12 protein-coding genes are annotated in these 12652 nt (G+C 67.3%); 4 read left to right on the forward strand and 8 right to left on the reverse strand.

What is annotated here, in order from left to right; all coding sequences use genetic code 11:
* Positions 1-153: 153 nt before the first annotated feature.
* Positions 154-1011 (forward strand): class I SAM-dependent methyltransferase, encoded by an 858-nt coding sequence (locus QRO91_RS07965; protein ID WP_197619400.1) that lies wholly within the window; start codon positions 154-156, stop codon positions 1009-1011.
* A 134-nt stretch (positions 1012-1145) separates the two neighbouring features.
* Entirely contained in the window at positions 1146-1685 is a 540-nt protein-coding gene (locus QRO91_RS07970; RefSeq protein WP_019336761.1) for a pseudouridine synthase, read from the forward strand.
* 90 nt (positions 1686-1775) lie between these two features.
* Here QRO91_RS07970 and QRO91_RS07975 read toward each other — a convergent pair whose 3' ends face one another.
* Both QRO91_RS07975 and hrpB read right to left on the reverse strand, forming a co-directional pair.
* Positions 1776-2150 carry a hypothetical protein gene (locus QRO91_RS07975; protein ID WP_049427214.1) on the reverse strand — a complete coding sequence of 125 codons (375 nt, stop codon included), beginning with the start codon at positions 2148-2150 and terminating at the stop codon, positions 1776-1778.
* A 160-nt stretch (positions 2151-2310) separates the two neighbouring features.
* Positions 2311-4815, reverse strand: a complete 2505-nt coding sequence (gene hrpB / locus QRO91_RS07980; protein ID WP_049427213.1) for an ATP-dependent helicase HrpB — start codon at positions 4813-4815, stop codon at positions 2311-2313.
* Positions 4816-4883: 68 nt separating this feature from the next.
* On the opposite strand from hrpB, the gene QRO91_RS07985 reads away from it, so the two are divergent.
* Positions 4884-5681, forward strand: a complete 798-nt coding sequence (locus QRO91_RS07985) for a TatD family hydrolase (protein ID WP_049427229.1) — start codon at positions 4884-4886, stop codon at positions 5679-5681.
* A gap of 78 nt (positions 5682-5759) precedes the next feature.
* Here the strand turns inward: QRO91_RS07985 and QRO91_RS07990 are convergent, their stop codons facing one another.
* The 5 genes from QRO91_RS07990 to QRO91_RS08010 form a co-directional block, all read right to left on the reverse strand.
* The gene (locus QRO91_RS07990; protein WP_197632940.1) at positions 5760-6686 is read right to left on the reverse strand and encodes an NAD-dependent epimerase/dehydratase family protein; all 927 of its coding nucleotides are present in this window, start codon (positions 6684-6686) and stop codon (positions 5760-5762) included.
* Complete coding sequence (gene panE / locus QRO91_RS07995; protein WP_197632942.1) at positions 6683-7621, reverse strand: 2-dehydropantoate 2-reductase; 939 nt, start codon at positions 7619-7621, stop codon at positions 6683-6685. Before panE ends, QRO91_RS07990 begins: the two co-directional genes overlap by 4 nt.
* Positions 7622-7815: 194 nt before the next feature.
* Complete coding sequence (locus tag QRO91_RS08000; protein WP_197650638.1) at positions 7816-8583, reverse strand: hypothetical protein; 768 nt, start codon at positions 8581-8583, stop codon at positions 7816-7818.
* Positions 8584-8792: 209 nt separating this feature from the next.
* A complete protein-coding gene (locus tag QRO91_RS08005; protein WP_049427207.1) occupies positions 8793-9584 on the reverse strand; it encodes an ABC transporter permease in 792 nt (263 codons plus the stop codon).
* A complete protein-coding gene (locus QRO91_RS08010) occupies positions 9581-10549 on the reverse strand; it encodes an ABC transporter ATP-binding protein (protein WP_049427206.1) in 969 nt (322 codons plus the stop codon). The genes QRO91_RS08005 and QRO91_RS08010 overlap by 4 nt, the downstream gene beginning before the upstream one ends.
* Positions 10550-10634: 85 nt before the next feature.
* Between QRO91_RS08010 and QRO91_RS08015 the strand changes: the two genes are divergently transcribed.
* Positions 10635-11384: a ferredoxin--NADP reductase gene (locus tag QRO91_RS08015; protein WP_080354965.1), complete on the forward strand. Its 750-nt coding sequence runs from the start codon at positions 10635-10637 to the stop codon at positions 11382-11384.
* Between the two features lie 77 nt (positions 11385-11461).
* Here the strand turns inward: QRO91_RS08015 and QRO91_RS08020 are convergent, their stop codons facing one another.
* A complete protein-coding gene (locus tag QRO91_RS08020; RefSeq protein ID WP_049427201.1) occupies positions 11462-12628 on the reverse strand; it encodes a lytic polysaccharide monooxygenase in 1167 nt (388 codons plus the stop codon).
* Positions 12629-12652 lie beyond the last annotated feature (24 nt).

The following is a 12652-nucleotide window of genomic DNA, read 5'->3' on the forward strand; positions in this document are numbered from 1 at the left end:
GGGGAAGTGCTCCAGAATAGAACGCGATGTGTGACCGTGCTGCGGCGGCGACCACAAAACAGTGTTCCGCGATGCGCACGCCGCTAACGTTTTGTGAACACCTTGGACGCTGCGACTGCTAGTCTCGCCGCATCTTCCGTTGGAGTCGTCCCGATGATGCCTGCTTCGTCCCTGCGTGGCTGCCGCCTGCTGCTTGCTTCGGCCCTGCTTGCTGCTGTTCCCGCGTTCGCCGCACCGGCCACGGTGGCGCCGGCGAAGATTCAGGTCTCGCCGGCCATCGAGGCGGCGGTGAAGGCGCCCACCCGCGATGCCAACAACATCAAGCGCGATGGCTTCCGTCATCCGGCGCAGACGCTGTCGTTCTTCAAGGTGGCTCCGGAAAAGACCGTCATCGAGATCACCCCCGGCAACGGCTGGTACTCGGAGATCCTGGCGCCGCTGCTGCATGACAAGGGTCATTACGTCGCCGCCGTGGTCGACCCGATGGCCGTGCCCGAAGGCCGCGGCCGTGACTACCAGCAGCGCAGCCGCGACAGCCTGGAGAAGAAGTACGCCGGCGCCCCGGCACAGTTCGGCAAGACCGCCGTGGTCGCCTACGATCCAGCCAAGCCGGTCTTCGGCCCGGCCAATTCAGCCGACGTGGTCCTGACCTTCCGCAACGTGCACAACTGGCGCAAGGCCGGCCAGGCGCAGGGCATGTTCCAGGGCTTCTACAACGTGCTCAAGCCGGGCGGCGTGCTGGGCGTGGTCGAGCATCGCGCCAAGGCCGATGTGGCCGACGACGATGACACCGGCTATGTCGGCCAGCAGCAGGTGATCGCGATGGCCGAGGCGGCTGGTTTCAAACTGGATGCGCGCAGCGAGATCAACGCCAATCCGCGCGACACCAAGGACCACCCGAACGGCGTGTGGACGCTGCCGCCGACCAACCAGCACGACAAGGCCGATGATGCGAAGTACCAGGCGATCGGCGAAAGCGACCGCATGACCCTGCGCTTCATCAAGCCGTAAGGGGGGGGCCCTGCTGGCGCATGCTGACTCTGTAGAGCCGAGCCCATGCTCGGCTCATCGTGCGTAGCGCGACAGGGACGTGGCGCATGGCGCGGCATGGGACAATACCTCATCCGCCGACTGCCGTGCCCGCAATGCTGATCGCCTTCAACAAGCCCTTCAACGTGCTCTGCCAGTTCACCGACCGCAGCGTGCCGCCGCGGCCGACCCTGGCCGGGTTCGGCCTGCCGCCGCGCGTGTATGCCGCCGGTCGTCTGGACCATGACAGCGAAGGCCTGCTGCTGCTGACGGATAACGGCACGCTGGCGCACAAGCTGACCGACCCCAGGCACAAGGCCGACAAGACCTACTGGGTGCAGGTGGAAGGCACGCCCAGCGATGAGCAGCTGCAACGGCTGCGCGATGGGGTGGAGCTGAATGACGGGCCGACCTTGCCGGCGAAGATCGAGCGCCTCGATCCGGCGCCGTCGCTGTGGACACGCGATCCGCCGGTGCGCTTCCGCAAGACCGTCCCCGATGCCTGGCTGGCGATCACTATCCGCGAGGGCCGCAATCGCCAGGTGCGGCGGATGACCGCGGCGGTGAACCTGCCGACGCTGCGCCTGGTCCGCGTTTCGATGGGACCCTACCGGCTGGACGACCTGCAGCCGGGGCAGTGGCGGCAGATCGGCTGAAACAGAAAGGGCCGGATACCTCGCGGCATCCGGCCCTGGCTCGGGGTCAGATCCCTTCCGCAGGAAGGGCTCTGACCCGGTCGGTCACACTCAGGCGTCGCTGCCGATATCGCTGTGCTCGTCCACCACGGTGTCGTTGCGGCGGTCACGTGCGTTGATGCGCTGCGCCTGCCCATTCACCACGTGGCCATTGGCAGCCTTCTTCTTCTGCTGCTTGCGGTACAGCGCATAGCCCAGCAGGCCGACACCGACGGCAGCAGCGGCGATGGTCACGGCCGGGTTGCGGCGTGCGAACTTGGTGGCGACCTTGCCGCCGGTCTTCACTGCGCCGATGGCGGCGCCGGTCTTGATCCAGTCCGCATTGCGCAGGCTGCCACCGGCGCTCTTCAGGCCATCGCCGGCGGTGTGGGCCAGTTCCAGGGCGCGCTCCAGAGCGCGGTCGGTGATTACGGTGAGCTTGCTCATGCGGGGGTCCTTTGCCTCGGGTCGAAGTCCAGTGTCGCGTGTTGCCCGTAAACGGTATGTCAGTCGGGGCCGCAGGCGGTGTGACTTTAGCGTAGCCATTCAGGATCAGGCAGGGTGGGTCGGATCCCTTTCCGTTGGGAAACGGCTCTGACCCCGCCCTTCAGGTTCCGCGCGGCTTGGCCCGGTGCGTGGCCGTCGCGGTCCACGGATCATCCGGCCACGGATGCCGCGGGTAGCGCCCCTTCATTTCCTTTTTCACTTCGGCGTAGGTGCTTTCCCAGAAGTTGCGCAGGTCCTGGGTGACCTGCAACGGGCGGCCGCCGGGGGAGAGCAGGTGCAGGGTCAGCGGCACGCGCCCATCGGCGATGCGCGGCGTATCAGCCAGGCCGAACAGTTCCTGCAGCTTCACCGCCAGCACCGGTGGCAAGGGCTCGCCACTTTCGCTGTCCAACTCGTAGGTGATCGGCCGCTCCAGTCCGGACGGCACGGTAATGCGGGTCGGCGCATGGCGCTCGACCAGCTGCCGCTGCGACCACTCCAGCGGCGACTTCAGCGCCTCGCCGAAGCTGGACTCGTCCAGCGCATCCAGACGGCTCTTGCCGGCGAACGCGGGCTGCAGCCACTGCGCACGGTTGGCCAGCAGGGCCGCGTCGCTGCAGTCGGGCAGATCCAACTCCGGCATCCAGCGCCGCAGTGATTCCACCCGTGCCTGCCACTGGCGCAGGCCTTCGGTCCATGGCAGCGCCTGCAGGCCTAGCTCGGCCACCGCGTCGGTCAGCGCCTGCGCGGCGTGCTGCGGATCGACCCGGCCGGCCGAGCGGCTGTCCAACACGATGCGGTCGAAACGGGTCTCGCGCAGGGCCACCAGGGCGCGGCGCTCGCTGTCCCAGCGGACCACATCTTCGGTGACGAAGCGCTCCGGCCACGCCTTGCGCAGCTGGCCTTCGTCCACCGGTGCGGCACGCAGCAGCAGCGCATCGCGTGCCTCGAAGCGAAGCTCGCTGGCCACCAGCCACGGTTCGCCACGCAGGTCGCTCAGCTCGTGCAGGCGCGCGCTGCGCCCATTGGCCAGCAGGTAACGCAGTGGATCGCCGGGATGCTGGAAGCCGATCCGATCAGGGAAGGCGTGAGCGAGCAGGTCACCCAGCTGATGGGCCTCGATGCTGGCCGGCGGCGTGGCTTCGCAGCGCAGGCGGCGACGCCACTGCTTGGCGGCGGCATCGATGGCGGCCAGCCCGCTACGGTTGGCATCGCCCGGTGTGCGGCCATTGCGGAACGCGGCCAGTGCGCGCCAGCGGCTCGCCAGCGCGTCACCGCCTTGGCGCAGCGGATCGCGCGCTTCCAGCAGCGCGGCCAGATCGGCGGCCAGCGCCTGCGAACGTGCATCGGGCGCGGCCAGCAGCATCGCCGCCATCCGTGGGTGCGTACCCAGCGCCAGTACGCGGCGGCCGAGTGCGGTGATCGCACCACTGCTGGACAATGCGCCCAACCGCTGCAGCAGTTCGCGGGCGGCGCCCATCGGGCCGGCAGGTGGTGGATCGAGGAAGCGCAGGTCGCTGCTGCCCCAAGCGGCCAGTTCCAGTGCCAGTCCGGCCAGTTCCACCTGGTCGATCTCGGCCCGGCGCTGCGGCTCCAATCGCTGCGACTGCGGCCACAGCCGCCAGGCCACGCCTTCGGCCACGCGACCGGCGCGACCGGCGCGCTGGTCGGCCGACGCCTGGGCGATGGAGACCACGTCCAGCCGGGTGAAGCCGCTGTTGGGGTCGTAGCGCGGTTCGCGTGCCTGGCCGCTGTCGATCACCACGCGCACGCCGGGCAGGGTCACCGACGACTCGGCCACGTTGGTGGCCAGCACCACGCGGCGGCGGCCGTCGCTGGCGGCCTGCAGCACGCGCGCCTGCTGTTCCACCGGCAGCTCACCATGCAGGGCCAGTACTTCGACGCCGGCATCCAGCGATTCCTGCAGGCCGGCCTGCACCCGCGCGATCTCGCGCTGGCCGGGCAGGAACACCAGCAGGTCACCGGGGTGATCGGCCAGGGCCTGCTGCACCGCGCGGCGCACCTGCAGTTCCAGCGTCTCATCGCGGCGCGCCGGGAAATGGCTGATCGCCACCGGGTAGCTGCGGCCCTCGCTGCTCAGTCGCGGCGCATCGAGGAAGCGTGCCAAGCGCTCGCCATCCAACGTTGCCGACATCACCACCAGACGCAGGTCATCGCGTAGCTGTGCCTGCACGTCCAGCGCCAGTGCCAGGCCCAGATCGCCGCTGAGGTGGCGTTCGTGGAATTCGTCGAACAGGATCGCGCCGACCTCTTCCAACATCGGGTCGTCCTGCAGCATGCGGGTGAGAATGCCCTCGGTGACGACCTCGATGCGGGTGCGTGCCGAGATCTTGTTCTCGAAGCGGATGCGGTAGCCGACCGTGCCACCGACCTCTTCACCGAGCTGTCGTGCCATGAACAGCGCCGCGCTGCGCGCAGCCACCCGGCGCGGTTCCAGCAGGATGATCTTCCGGCCCTGCAGCCACGGTGCGTCCAGCAGCGCCAGCGGCACCTGGGTGGTCTTGCCTGCGCCGGGTGGGGCTTCCAGCACCAGCCGCGGCTGCGCAGCCAGGTGCTGCTGGATCTGTGGCAGCAGCGGGGAAATCGGGAAGAGCGGGGCGTTCATTGTGCAAAGGATAAGGGGCCACGGCCGGCGCAGGTACAATGCGCGGGCACTTTTCCCCCGCGATGACCATGCACCTGATCGATATCGGCGCCAACCTGACCCACGACTCCTTCGACCGCGACCGCGATGCCGTGCTGGACCGTGCGCGCCAGGCCGGCGTGGTGCAGATGGTCATCACCGGCGCCAGCCGCGAGCACTCGCCGTTGGCGGTACAGCTGGCGCAGCAGCATCCGGGCTTCCTGTATGCCACCGCCGGCGTGCACCCGCATCATGCGGTGGAATACACCGACGAATGCGATGCCGAGATGCGCGCGCTGCACGCCCATCCGGAAGTGGTGGCGGTGGGGGAGTGTGGGCTGGACTACTTCCGTGATTTCTCGCCGCGCCCGGCCCAGCACCGTGCGTTCGAGCGCCAGCTGCAGCTGGCCGCGGACAATGGCAAGCCGCTGTTCCTGCACCAGCGCGACGCGCATGCCGATTTCATGGCACAGATGAAGAACTTCGAAGGTCGCATCGGCCCGGCGGTGGTGCATTGCTTCACCGGCGAACGCGATGAACTGTTCGACTACCTGGACCAGGACTGGTACATCGGCATCACCGGCTGGCTGTGCGATGAGCGCCGTGGAGCGCACCTGCGCGAACTGGTGAAGAACATCCCGGCCAACCGCCTGATGATCGAGACCGACGCGCCGTACCTGCTGCCACGCACACTGAAGCCGATGCCGAAGGATCGCCGCAACGAACCGATGTTCCTGTCGCACATCGTGGAAGAGCTGGCACGTGACCGTGGCGAGGACGTTGCGTTGACCGCGGCCAATGCCACGGCGGCCGCGCGCACGTTCTTCCGTCTGCCCGACGCGGGTTGATCCGTAGAGCCGAGCCCATGCTCGGCTCATCGCGCGCAGCGCGACGGACACGGAGAGCAGCCGAGCATGGGCTCGGCTCTACAAAGCGCTGTCCGGTAGCGCCGGGCCATGCCCGGCGAGCGAAGCGGCAAGGTCCTTCAGCCCTTCCCGATACGTCGGAAACCGTGGCGCCCACCCCAGCGCTTCACGCGTGCCCCGGCTGTCGATGCGCTTGTTGCTCTCGTAGAAGCGTCGCAGCGTCGGGCTCAGTGCCGGGTCATCCCAGGCCACGGCGGGCGGCAGCGCAAACCCGCCCAGCTTCGCGGCGAAGGCCAGCACATCCTGCGGCGGTGCGGGCTCGTCGTCGCTGGGCAGGTAGAGACCCTGCCGGGCCGGTCGCCGCATTGCGGCTATGATGACGGTTGCCAGGTCATCCACGTGCAGTCGGTTGAACACCTGGTCCGGGCGAACCACGTGGCGTGCACGGCCCTGTGACAACTGCACCAGCGCATTGCGGCCCGGTCCGTACAGGCCTGGCAGGCGGAACACCGCCGAGGCGATGCCGCGTTGTCCGGCCAGTGCACGCCACTGTGCTTCCGCGAGCAGGCGCTGCACGCCGGCCGCGTCGGTGGCGTCGGCCGCGCTGCGCTCGTCGATCCAACCTCCGGCGCGATCGGCATACACCGAGGTGGACGACAGATAGCCGACCCAGCGCAGTGCTGGGCTGGCCAACAGCGCGGGCAGCAGCAGGCGCAAGGCAGGATCGCCCTCGGCATCGGGCGGCACGCTGCACAGCACGGCATCGGCGTGTGCGATCTCCTCGAGCAGATCGGGCGAAGGTGCGGTGTCGGCCTGCAACCGATACCGACGAAGACCGTCATCGGGCGCCGCTGCCGGATCGCGCACCGTCCCAGCAACCTGCACGCCACGTGCCTGCAACTGCGTGGCCAGCACGCATCCGCTCCAGCCCAGGCCGAGGATCAGCACCCGCGCTGGCAGTGCGTTGGCCTGCAACGCGAAGCTCACGCGCTGCGCAGTGCCTGGTAGGCCTGCAGGCTGCTGTAGGCGACCTGCAGCAGCAGGGCTTCCTGGTCGGCCTTGCGCGCACGCGCCAGCATGTCGCCGACGATCTGCTCGGCCTCCACCTGCTGGCCGGCCTCCAGGTCACGCAGCATCGATGCCTTCAGCGCAGATCCGGCCTGGGTCAAGGTGCCGCGCGCGTTGTCCTGCGCGGCTTCGGGAATCGGTTCACCGGCGGCCTCGGCCACGGCCAGGCACTCGTCGTACAGGCCACGCACGATCGCCTCGCCATCGTGGGTAGCGACGATGGTGCCGATGTCCGCACGCAGCAGGCAGGTGGCTGCGGCCAGCGCGGTCAGGAAGGTGTACTTGATCCATTGCTCCTGGCCGATGTGCTCGCTGGCCAGGTGATCAAGATTGGCCTGTGCGCAGGCGGCAGCGAAGGCGCGCACGCGCGCGGAGATCGCGCCGCCATCGCGCTCGCCGAAGGTGAGCTTGGCCGGCTTGCCCAGATGCAGCACGGCGCCGTCGGCGGCCTTGGTGGCGCTGATGAAGCACAGGCCGCCGAGCACCGCCTCACGACCGAAGCGCGCATCCAGTGCGTTGTAGTGATGCAGGCCGTTGAGGATCGGCAGCACGGTGGTGTTCGCACCGACTGCCGGCGCGATGGCATCGATCGAGCTGTCCAGGTCATAGGCCTTGCAGCTGAGAATGACCAGATCGAACGGCTTCTCCGCGGCGAGCGCGGGCAGTGCCTCGGCGGTCACGTGCTGCACCGGGAAGCAGGCATCGCCGATCGGGCTGTGGATGACCAGCCCATCGCGGTCCAGCTGCGCTGCGCGGGCGGGGCGCACGAGGAAGGTCACGTCCACGCCGGCCTGGGCCAGTCGACCACCGAAGTAACCGCCGGTACCGCCGGCGCCGAGGATCAGGATGCGCATTGCAGGTTCACCGTGTTCTGGGGGAATCAGAACTGCGATTGTGCCGGAGATTGCGGCCAACGGCGGTGCCCCCCGTGGTGGTTCGCGGAAAGCACTGTTCAGTGGGGTTGGCCCGGCGCGGCCACCGCCACCGCGTGAAGCAGTTCAAGGGCGGAAGCGGGTCGCTCGCTGCGCTCGCCCATGCAGAGCGGTGCTCAGCGCAGCTGCTCGCTGAAGTCTTCGGTGTATCCCAGCAGAAGCGTGGTGCGGGTGGCCAGCGTCGCAGCCAGGTGCGACCAGGTGTCGTCCCTTCCTGTGGCAAAGATGTGCTGCAGATCCGTGACCAGAGCACTCGCTTCCGCAGGCAACGGCGCGCTGTCGCGCTGGAAGCCCAACCACGATGCGCCAAGCCCGAACAGGCGGTAGCCATGGTGTTCCTGCAGGTGCCGGATCAGGGCATGGTTCTGGAAGATGTCCCAGTCGGCGCTGAAGTAGCCATTGGGCAGGGCGGCGATCAGCAGGTCGTCACGGACCACGGGTACCTGCTGCACGCAGACCACCTCGTCGACGATCAGATCCGGCGCGGCATTGGCAGCAACCAGCGCCTCGATGTCTGCGTCACTGCACATCAGTGTGCCTGCCAGCGCGCTCCATTCCAGCCGATGAAAGGAATGCTCGAGCTGCGCGATGACATGCGCCAGCAACCGCTCGCGTGCCGCCAACGCATCGTCGGGGGTTGCCGGGTCTTCGTCCTCGTACAGCGCGATGCGCGCGTCGTCTGACGCGTGCATGCTGGTGTAGCGGCACTGACCGGCATCATCGAGCGTGCACAGATAGCGGTGCCGGGGATCAGCTGCGTGCAGTGTGGCCAGGTATCCCAGCACCTCATCCAGCGTGGGCGAATCGCCCAGCAGCGCGTGGCTGAAGGCATCGATGGGGCCGTCCGACACGGCCTTGTCCAACGGAATGGAAGTGATCTTCATCGCCACAGCCTAGCCGCAATCCCAAACGAAAAGAGCCGAGCATCGGCTTGGCTCTACAGAGATCGCTTCATCCACGCATGGCGTGGATCTACAGTGTCGACCAAGGTCGACACCCACCAGGCTCCCGCCATGCCACGGATAGTCAGCTTTTGCCGTTGCCGTTGAAGTTGATTCAGTGGGTGCGGGGCCGCAGGCCCTGCAGGCAAAACTCAGCTGCGCATGCCCACGCCACGGCGCAGCAGCCACAGCGCCAGTGCCGTCAGCACCACCACGAAGCCGATCATCAGGCCGTAGGCCACCGGCAGCGGAACGTCACTGCTGCCCAGCAGGCCATAGCGGAACGCGTTGACCATGTAGAAGATCGGGTTGGCGTGGGTGGCCGCCTCGGCCCAGGTCGGCAACAGCTTCACCGAATAGAACACGCCACCCAGGTAGGTCAGCGGGGTCAGGATGAAGGTCGGCACGATCGCCACGTCGTCGAACTTCTTCGCATACACCGCGTTGATGAAGCCGGCCAGCGAGAAGATCGTCGCGCCCAGGATCACCGTGGTCAGCATCACGATCGGGTGCGGGATGCGCACCGGGGTGAAGAACATCGCGATGATCAGCACGATCACGCCCACCATCAGGCCGCGCAGCACGGCACCGGCCACGTAGCCCCACAGGATCACCCAGTTCGGCATCGGGCTGACCAGCAGCTCTTCCACATGGCGGCCGAACTTGGCGCCGAAGAACGAGGAACTGATGTTGCCGTAGCTGTTCTGGATCACGCTCATCATCACCAGGCCCGGCACGATGAACTGCATGTAGCTGTAGCCGCCCATCTCACCCACGCGCGACCCGATCAGGTTGCCGAAGATCAGGAAGTACAGGGTCATGGTGATCGCCGGTGGCACCAGGGTCTGGCCCCAGATGCGCATGATGCGGGCGACTTCGCGGCGCACGATGGTCATCAGTGCGACGCGGTTGCGCTGGCCGTCGGTCAGCTCGGTGGTGCTCATGCGGAAGTCTCCAGGTTGCCGGTGAGGCGCACGAACAGCTCCTCCAGGCGGTTGCTCTTGGTGCGCATCGAACGCACGCGGATGCCAGCCTCGTTCAGCGTGGCGAACACGCGGTTGAGGTCCATCGCGCGCGGCATGTCGATGTCCAGCGTGTGCGGGTCCGGGGCGGTCAACGTCGCGCCTTCGATCACCGGCAGCTGCGCCGGCAGTTCACCGTCGATGTCCAGCAGGAAGCCTTCCACGTCCAGCTTGGCCAGCAACGCGCGCATCGGGCCCTGCTCGACGATCTGGCCGTGGTTGATGATCGCCAGGTGCCGGCACAGGTACTCGGCCTCTTCCAGGTAGTGCGTGGTGAGGATGATCGTGGTGCCGGCCGCGTTGATCTCCTTCAGCACGCGCCACATGTCGCGGCGGATCTCGATGTCCACGCCGGCGGTCGGTTCGTCCAGGATCAGCAGGCGCGGGCGGGTCATCATCGCGCGGGCGATCATCAGCCGGCGCTTCATGCCGCCGGACAGTGTGCGGCTCATCACCTGGGCCTTCTCCCACAGGTGCGCGCGCTTCAGTTCCTCTTCGGCGCGCTGCTCGGCTTCCTGGCGCGGCACACCGTAGAAACCGGCGTAGTTCACCAGGATGTCGAAGGGCTTCTCGAACAGGTTGAAGTTGATTTCCTGCGGCACCAGCCCGATCAGGCGCATGGTGGCGCTGCGGTTGCGCACCAGGTCGCTGCCGAACACCTCCACCTGGCCCTCGCTGAGGTTGACCAGGGAGCTGATGATGCCGATCAGGGTCGACTTGCCGGCGCCGTTGGGGCCGAGCAGGGCGAAGAAGTCGCCCGGAGCCACTTCCAGGGAAACACCCTTCAGGGCCTGGGTGCCGTTGTCGTAGGTCTTGCGCAGGTCGCGCACGCGCAGGGCGGGCGCCATATCGTTCTGGGATGCCAAGCTCGAAGCCTTCGCGCCCATGGGCTGGCGCTGGAGAGGGGGCGGGGAGGGGCTATTATAGAAGACCCCGAGGGCTTGCCCCGGCTACACACTGTCCCGAAAAGTCGTGCCTGTTCAATTCCCCCTCAAGCTGGTCGGCTGCCGCATGCTGGCCCCGACCGTCGGCCACTACCAGTTCGTGCGTGACGATGGGCAGCCGCTGGATTTCCAGCCCGGCCAGTTCATCCAGGTCCATTTCAGCTATGCCGACGGCACCGAAACCAAGCGCAGCTACTCGCTGGCGACCATCCACGACCACGCGCTGGGCCCGGGCGAGGCGGTGGATATCGCGGTCAGTTTCGTGCCCGGCGGCGCCGCCACGGCCCTGTTCGAGGCGCTGGAGCAGGGCGGCCAGATCAATGCGTCCGGCCCCTATGGCCGGTTCTGCCTGAACCCCGGCGACCACAACGCCCGCTACCTGCTGATCGCCACCGGCACCGGCGTCACCCCGTACCGCTCGATGCTGCCGCTGCTGGAAACGGCCATGGCCGAGCGGGGCGTGCAGATCGTGCTGCTGCAGGGCGCGCGCAGCCCGGGCGAGCTGCTGTACAGCGAAGATTTCTACAGCTTCGCCGAAAAGCATCCTAACTTCCGTTATGTTCCGTGCCTGTCGCGCGAACTGCCGGCCGATCCGCATCCCGACGTGCAGCATGGCTACGTGCAGCAGGCGCTGGCCGGTTTCTCGCCGGACCCGGCCACCGACATCGCCTACCTGTGCGGCAACCCGGACATGGTCGACGCCTGCGCCGAGCTGCTCAAGGCTGCCGGACTGGGCAACCCGCAGATCCGCCGCGAGAAGTACGTCAGCAGCAAATAGGCCCGGGTAGTGCCGGCCGCTGGCCGGCAACCCCCTCATGTACCGGAGGCGGCCTCATGCCGCCTCCGGAACCTGCCTCAGTACGCGACCCAGGCATCCCGCCAAGCGTAGCCGGTGCCCGGACGGTAGGCATCGGCATTGATGTTGCACCACGCACCTTCCGGGAAGGGACGGCAGGCGTACAGTTTGCCGTCGGTGCCCTTCACCACGGTTTCGCCGGGTTTATAGCTGCCGATACCAGCCGGGTAGATGAAGTCGTAGTCACCTGGAGGTGGGTCTATCGGGCCCGGTCCCGGAACCAGTGTTTCGAGCTGGAAGCGGTTGCCAGGCTTGAGGTAGACACGATTATCCGTGGCAGAAGCGACCGGCGTGATCATCCCGTCTTTCATTACACCCACACGTGCGTGCTGCGCGTTGGCGTTGACCTGCCGTGCCAGCGCCAAGGGCCATTGATTCGCTGCGGTCTGACCAGCGCTCAGTGTCAGCGCCGGGCGTTCCAGATCGTTGCCGTTGGCACTGAACACCCGCAGGGTCAAGGTGGTCCCGGTGTCCAGCGCGCCCCGCGCGATGACCGGACCTGCGTCCTGCCATTGCGGCGGCGGGGTGACGCCACCACCGCCTTCGAAACGCACGTCCATGCAGGTGTAGAAGGCCTCCTGCGAATCCGAGCGCTGCCAGGTATTGTAGATGATGTGCTGGCCCTCGCGCTTTGGCAGCGGGCAGTCCAGCTTGTATACGCCACCGGCGGACAACGGTACGTTGCCCAGCGTGCAGAAGGCTTCCAGATCACCCCAGCGCAGGGGAGAGCCAGGTTGCCAGCCATCGCGGGTGACGTAGAACTTCCACTCACGGGTTTCGTGCGGAGCGGAACCCAGGAATTCAAAGGTGTAGCGACCGCGCGCGTCGGCCCGTATCGGCGAGGTGGCCCAGTCGCTGCGGTTCAGGTCCAGGCCGCGATAGGTGGAGTTGCCGCCGCTGCACAGTTGCCCGTCCGGAACCACCGCCTGGTGGTTGCCGTTGGCATGAGCCTGATTGACACCAGCCCAGTCGTAGAACGGTTGGGCACCGCCCAGCTGCTTGGCGGCGGCGCAGGCCGGATTGGTCGGGTTTTCCGGGTTGCCCAGATAGCATGCGTAGACACGGCTGGTGGGCTTGGACATGGTGCCATGGGCGAAGGCGCTGCCAGGCAGCGCCAGACCCGCGATGAAGGACAGTGCAAGGACGGTCCGATGGGACAGGTGCATCAGGAATCTCCTGTGGGTGGTGGA

The sequence above is a fragment of the Stenotrophomonas maltophilia group sp. Smal32 genome (genome assembly GCF_030237085.1).
In the GTDB taxonomy this organism is placed as follows: domain Bacteria; phylum Pseudomonadota; class Gammaproteobacteria; order Xanthomonadales; family Xanthomonadaceae; genus Stenotrophomonas; species Stenotrophomonas maltophilia_Q.

Excerpts from the sequence above, each read along its gene's own strand:
- panE (WP_197632942.1), bottom strand. The coding sequence starts at position 7,621 with ATGCGCATCCTGATCCTCGGCGCCGGCGGTACCGGCGGTTACTTCGGT.
- QRO91_RS07975 (WP_049427214.1), bottom strand. The coding sequence starts at position 2,150 with ATGAGCAAGCTCACCGTAATCACCGACCGCGCTCTGGAGCGCGCCCTG.
- hrpB (WP_049427213.1), bottom strand. The coding sequence starts at position 4,815 with ATGAACGCCCCGCTCTTCCCGATTTCCCCGCTGCTGCCACAGATCCAG.
- QRO91_RS07965 (WP_197619400.1), top strand. The coding sequence starts at position 154 with ATGATGCCTGCTTCGTCCCTGCGTGGCTGCCGCCTGCTGCTTGCTTCG.
- QRO91_RS08005 (WP_049427207.1), bottom strand. The coding sequence starts at position 9,584 with ATGAGCACCACCGAGCTGACCGACGGCCAGCGCAACCGCGTCGCACTG.
- QRO91_RS08010 (WP_049427206.1), bottom strand. The coding sequence starts at position 10,549 with ATGGGCGCGAAGGCTTCGAGCTTGGCATCCCAGAACGATATGGCGCCC.
- QRO91_RS08000 (WP_197650638.1), bottom strand. The coding sequence starts at position 8,583 with ATGAAGATCACTTCCATTCCGTTGGACAAGGCCGTGTCGGACGGCCCC.
- QRO91_RS07970 (WP_019336761.1), top strand. The coding sequence starts at position 1,146 with ATGCTGATCGCCTTCAACAAGCCCTTCAACGTGCTCTGCCAGTTCACC.
- QRO91_RS07985 (WP_049427229.1), top strand. The coding sequence starts at position 4,884 with ATGCACCTGATCGATATCGGCGCCAACCTGACCCACGACTCCTTCGAC.
- QRO91_RS08020 (WP_049427201.1), bottom strand. The coding sequence starts at position 12,628 with ATGCACCTGTCCCATCGGACCGTCCTTGCACTGTCCTTCATCGCGGGT.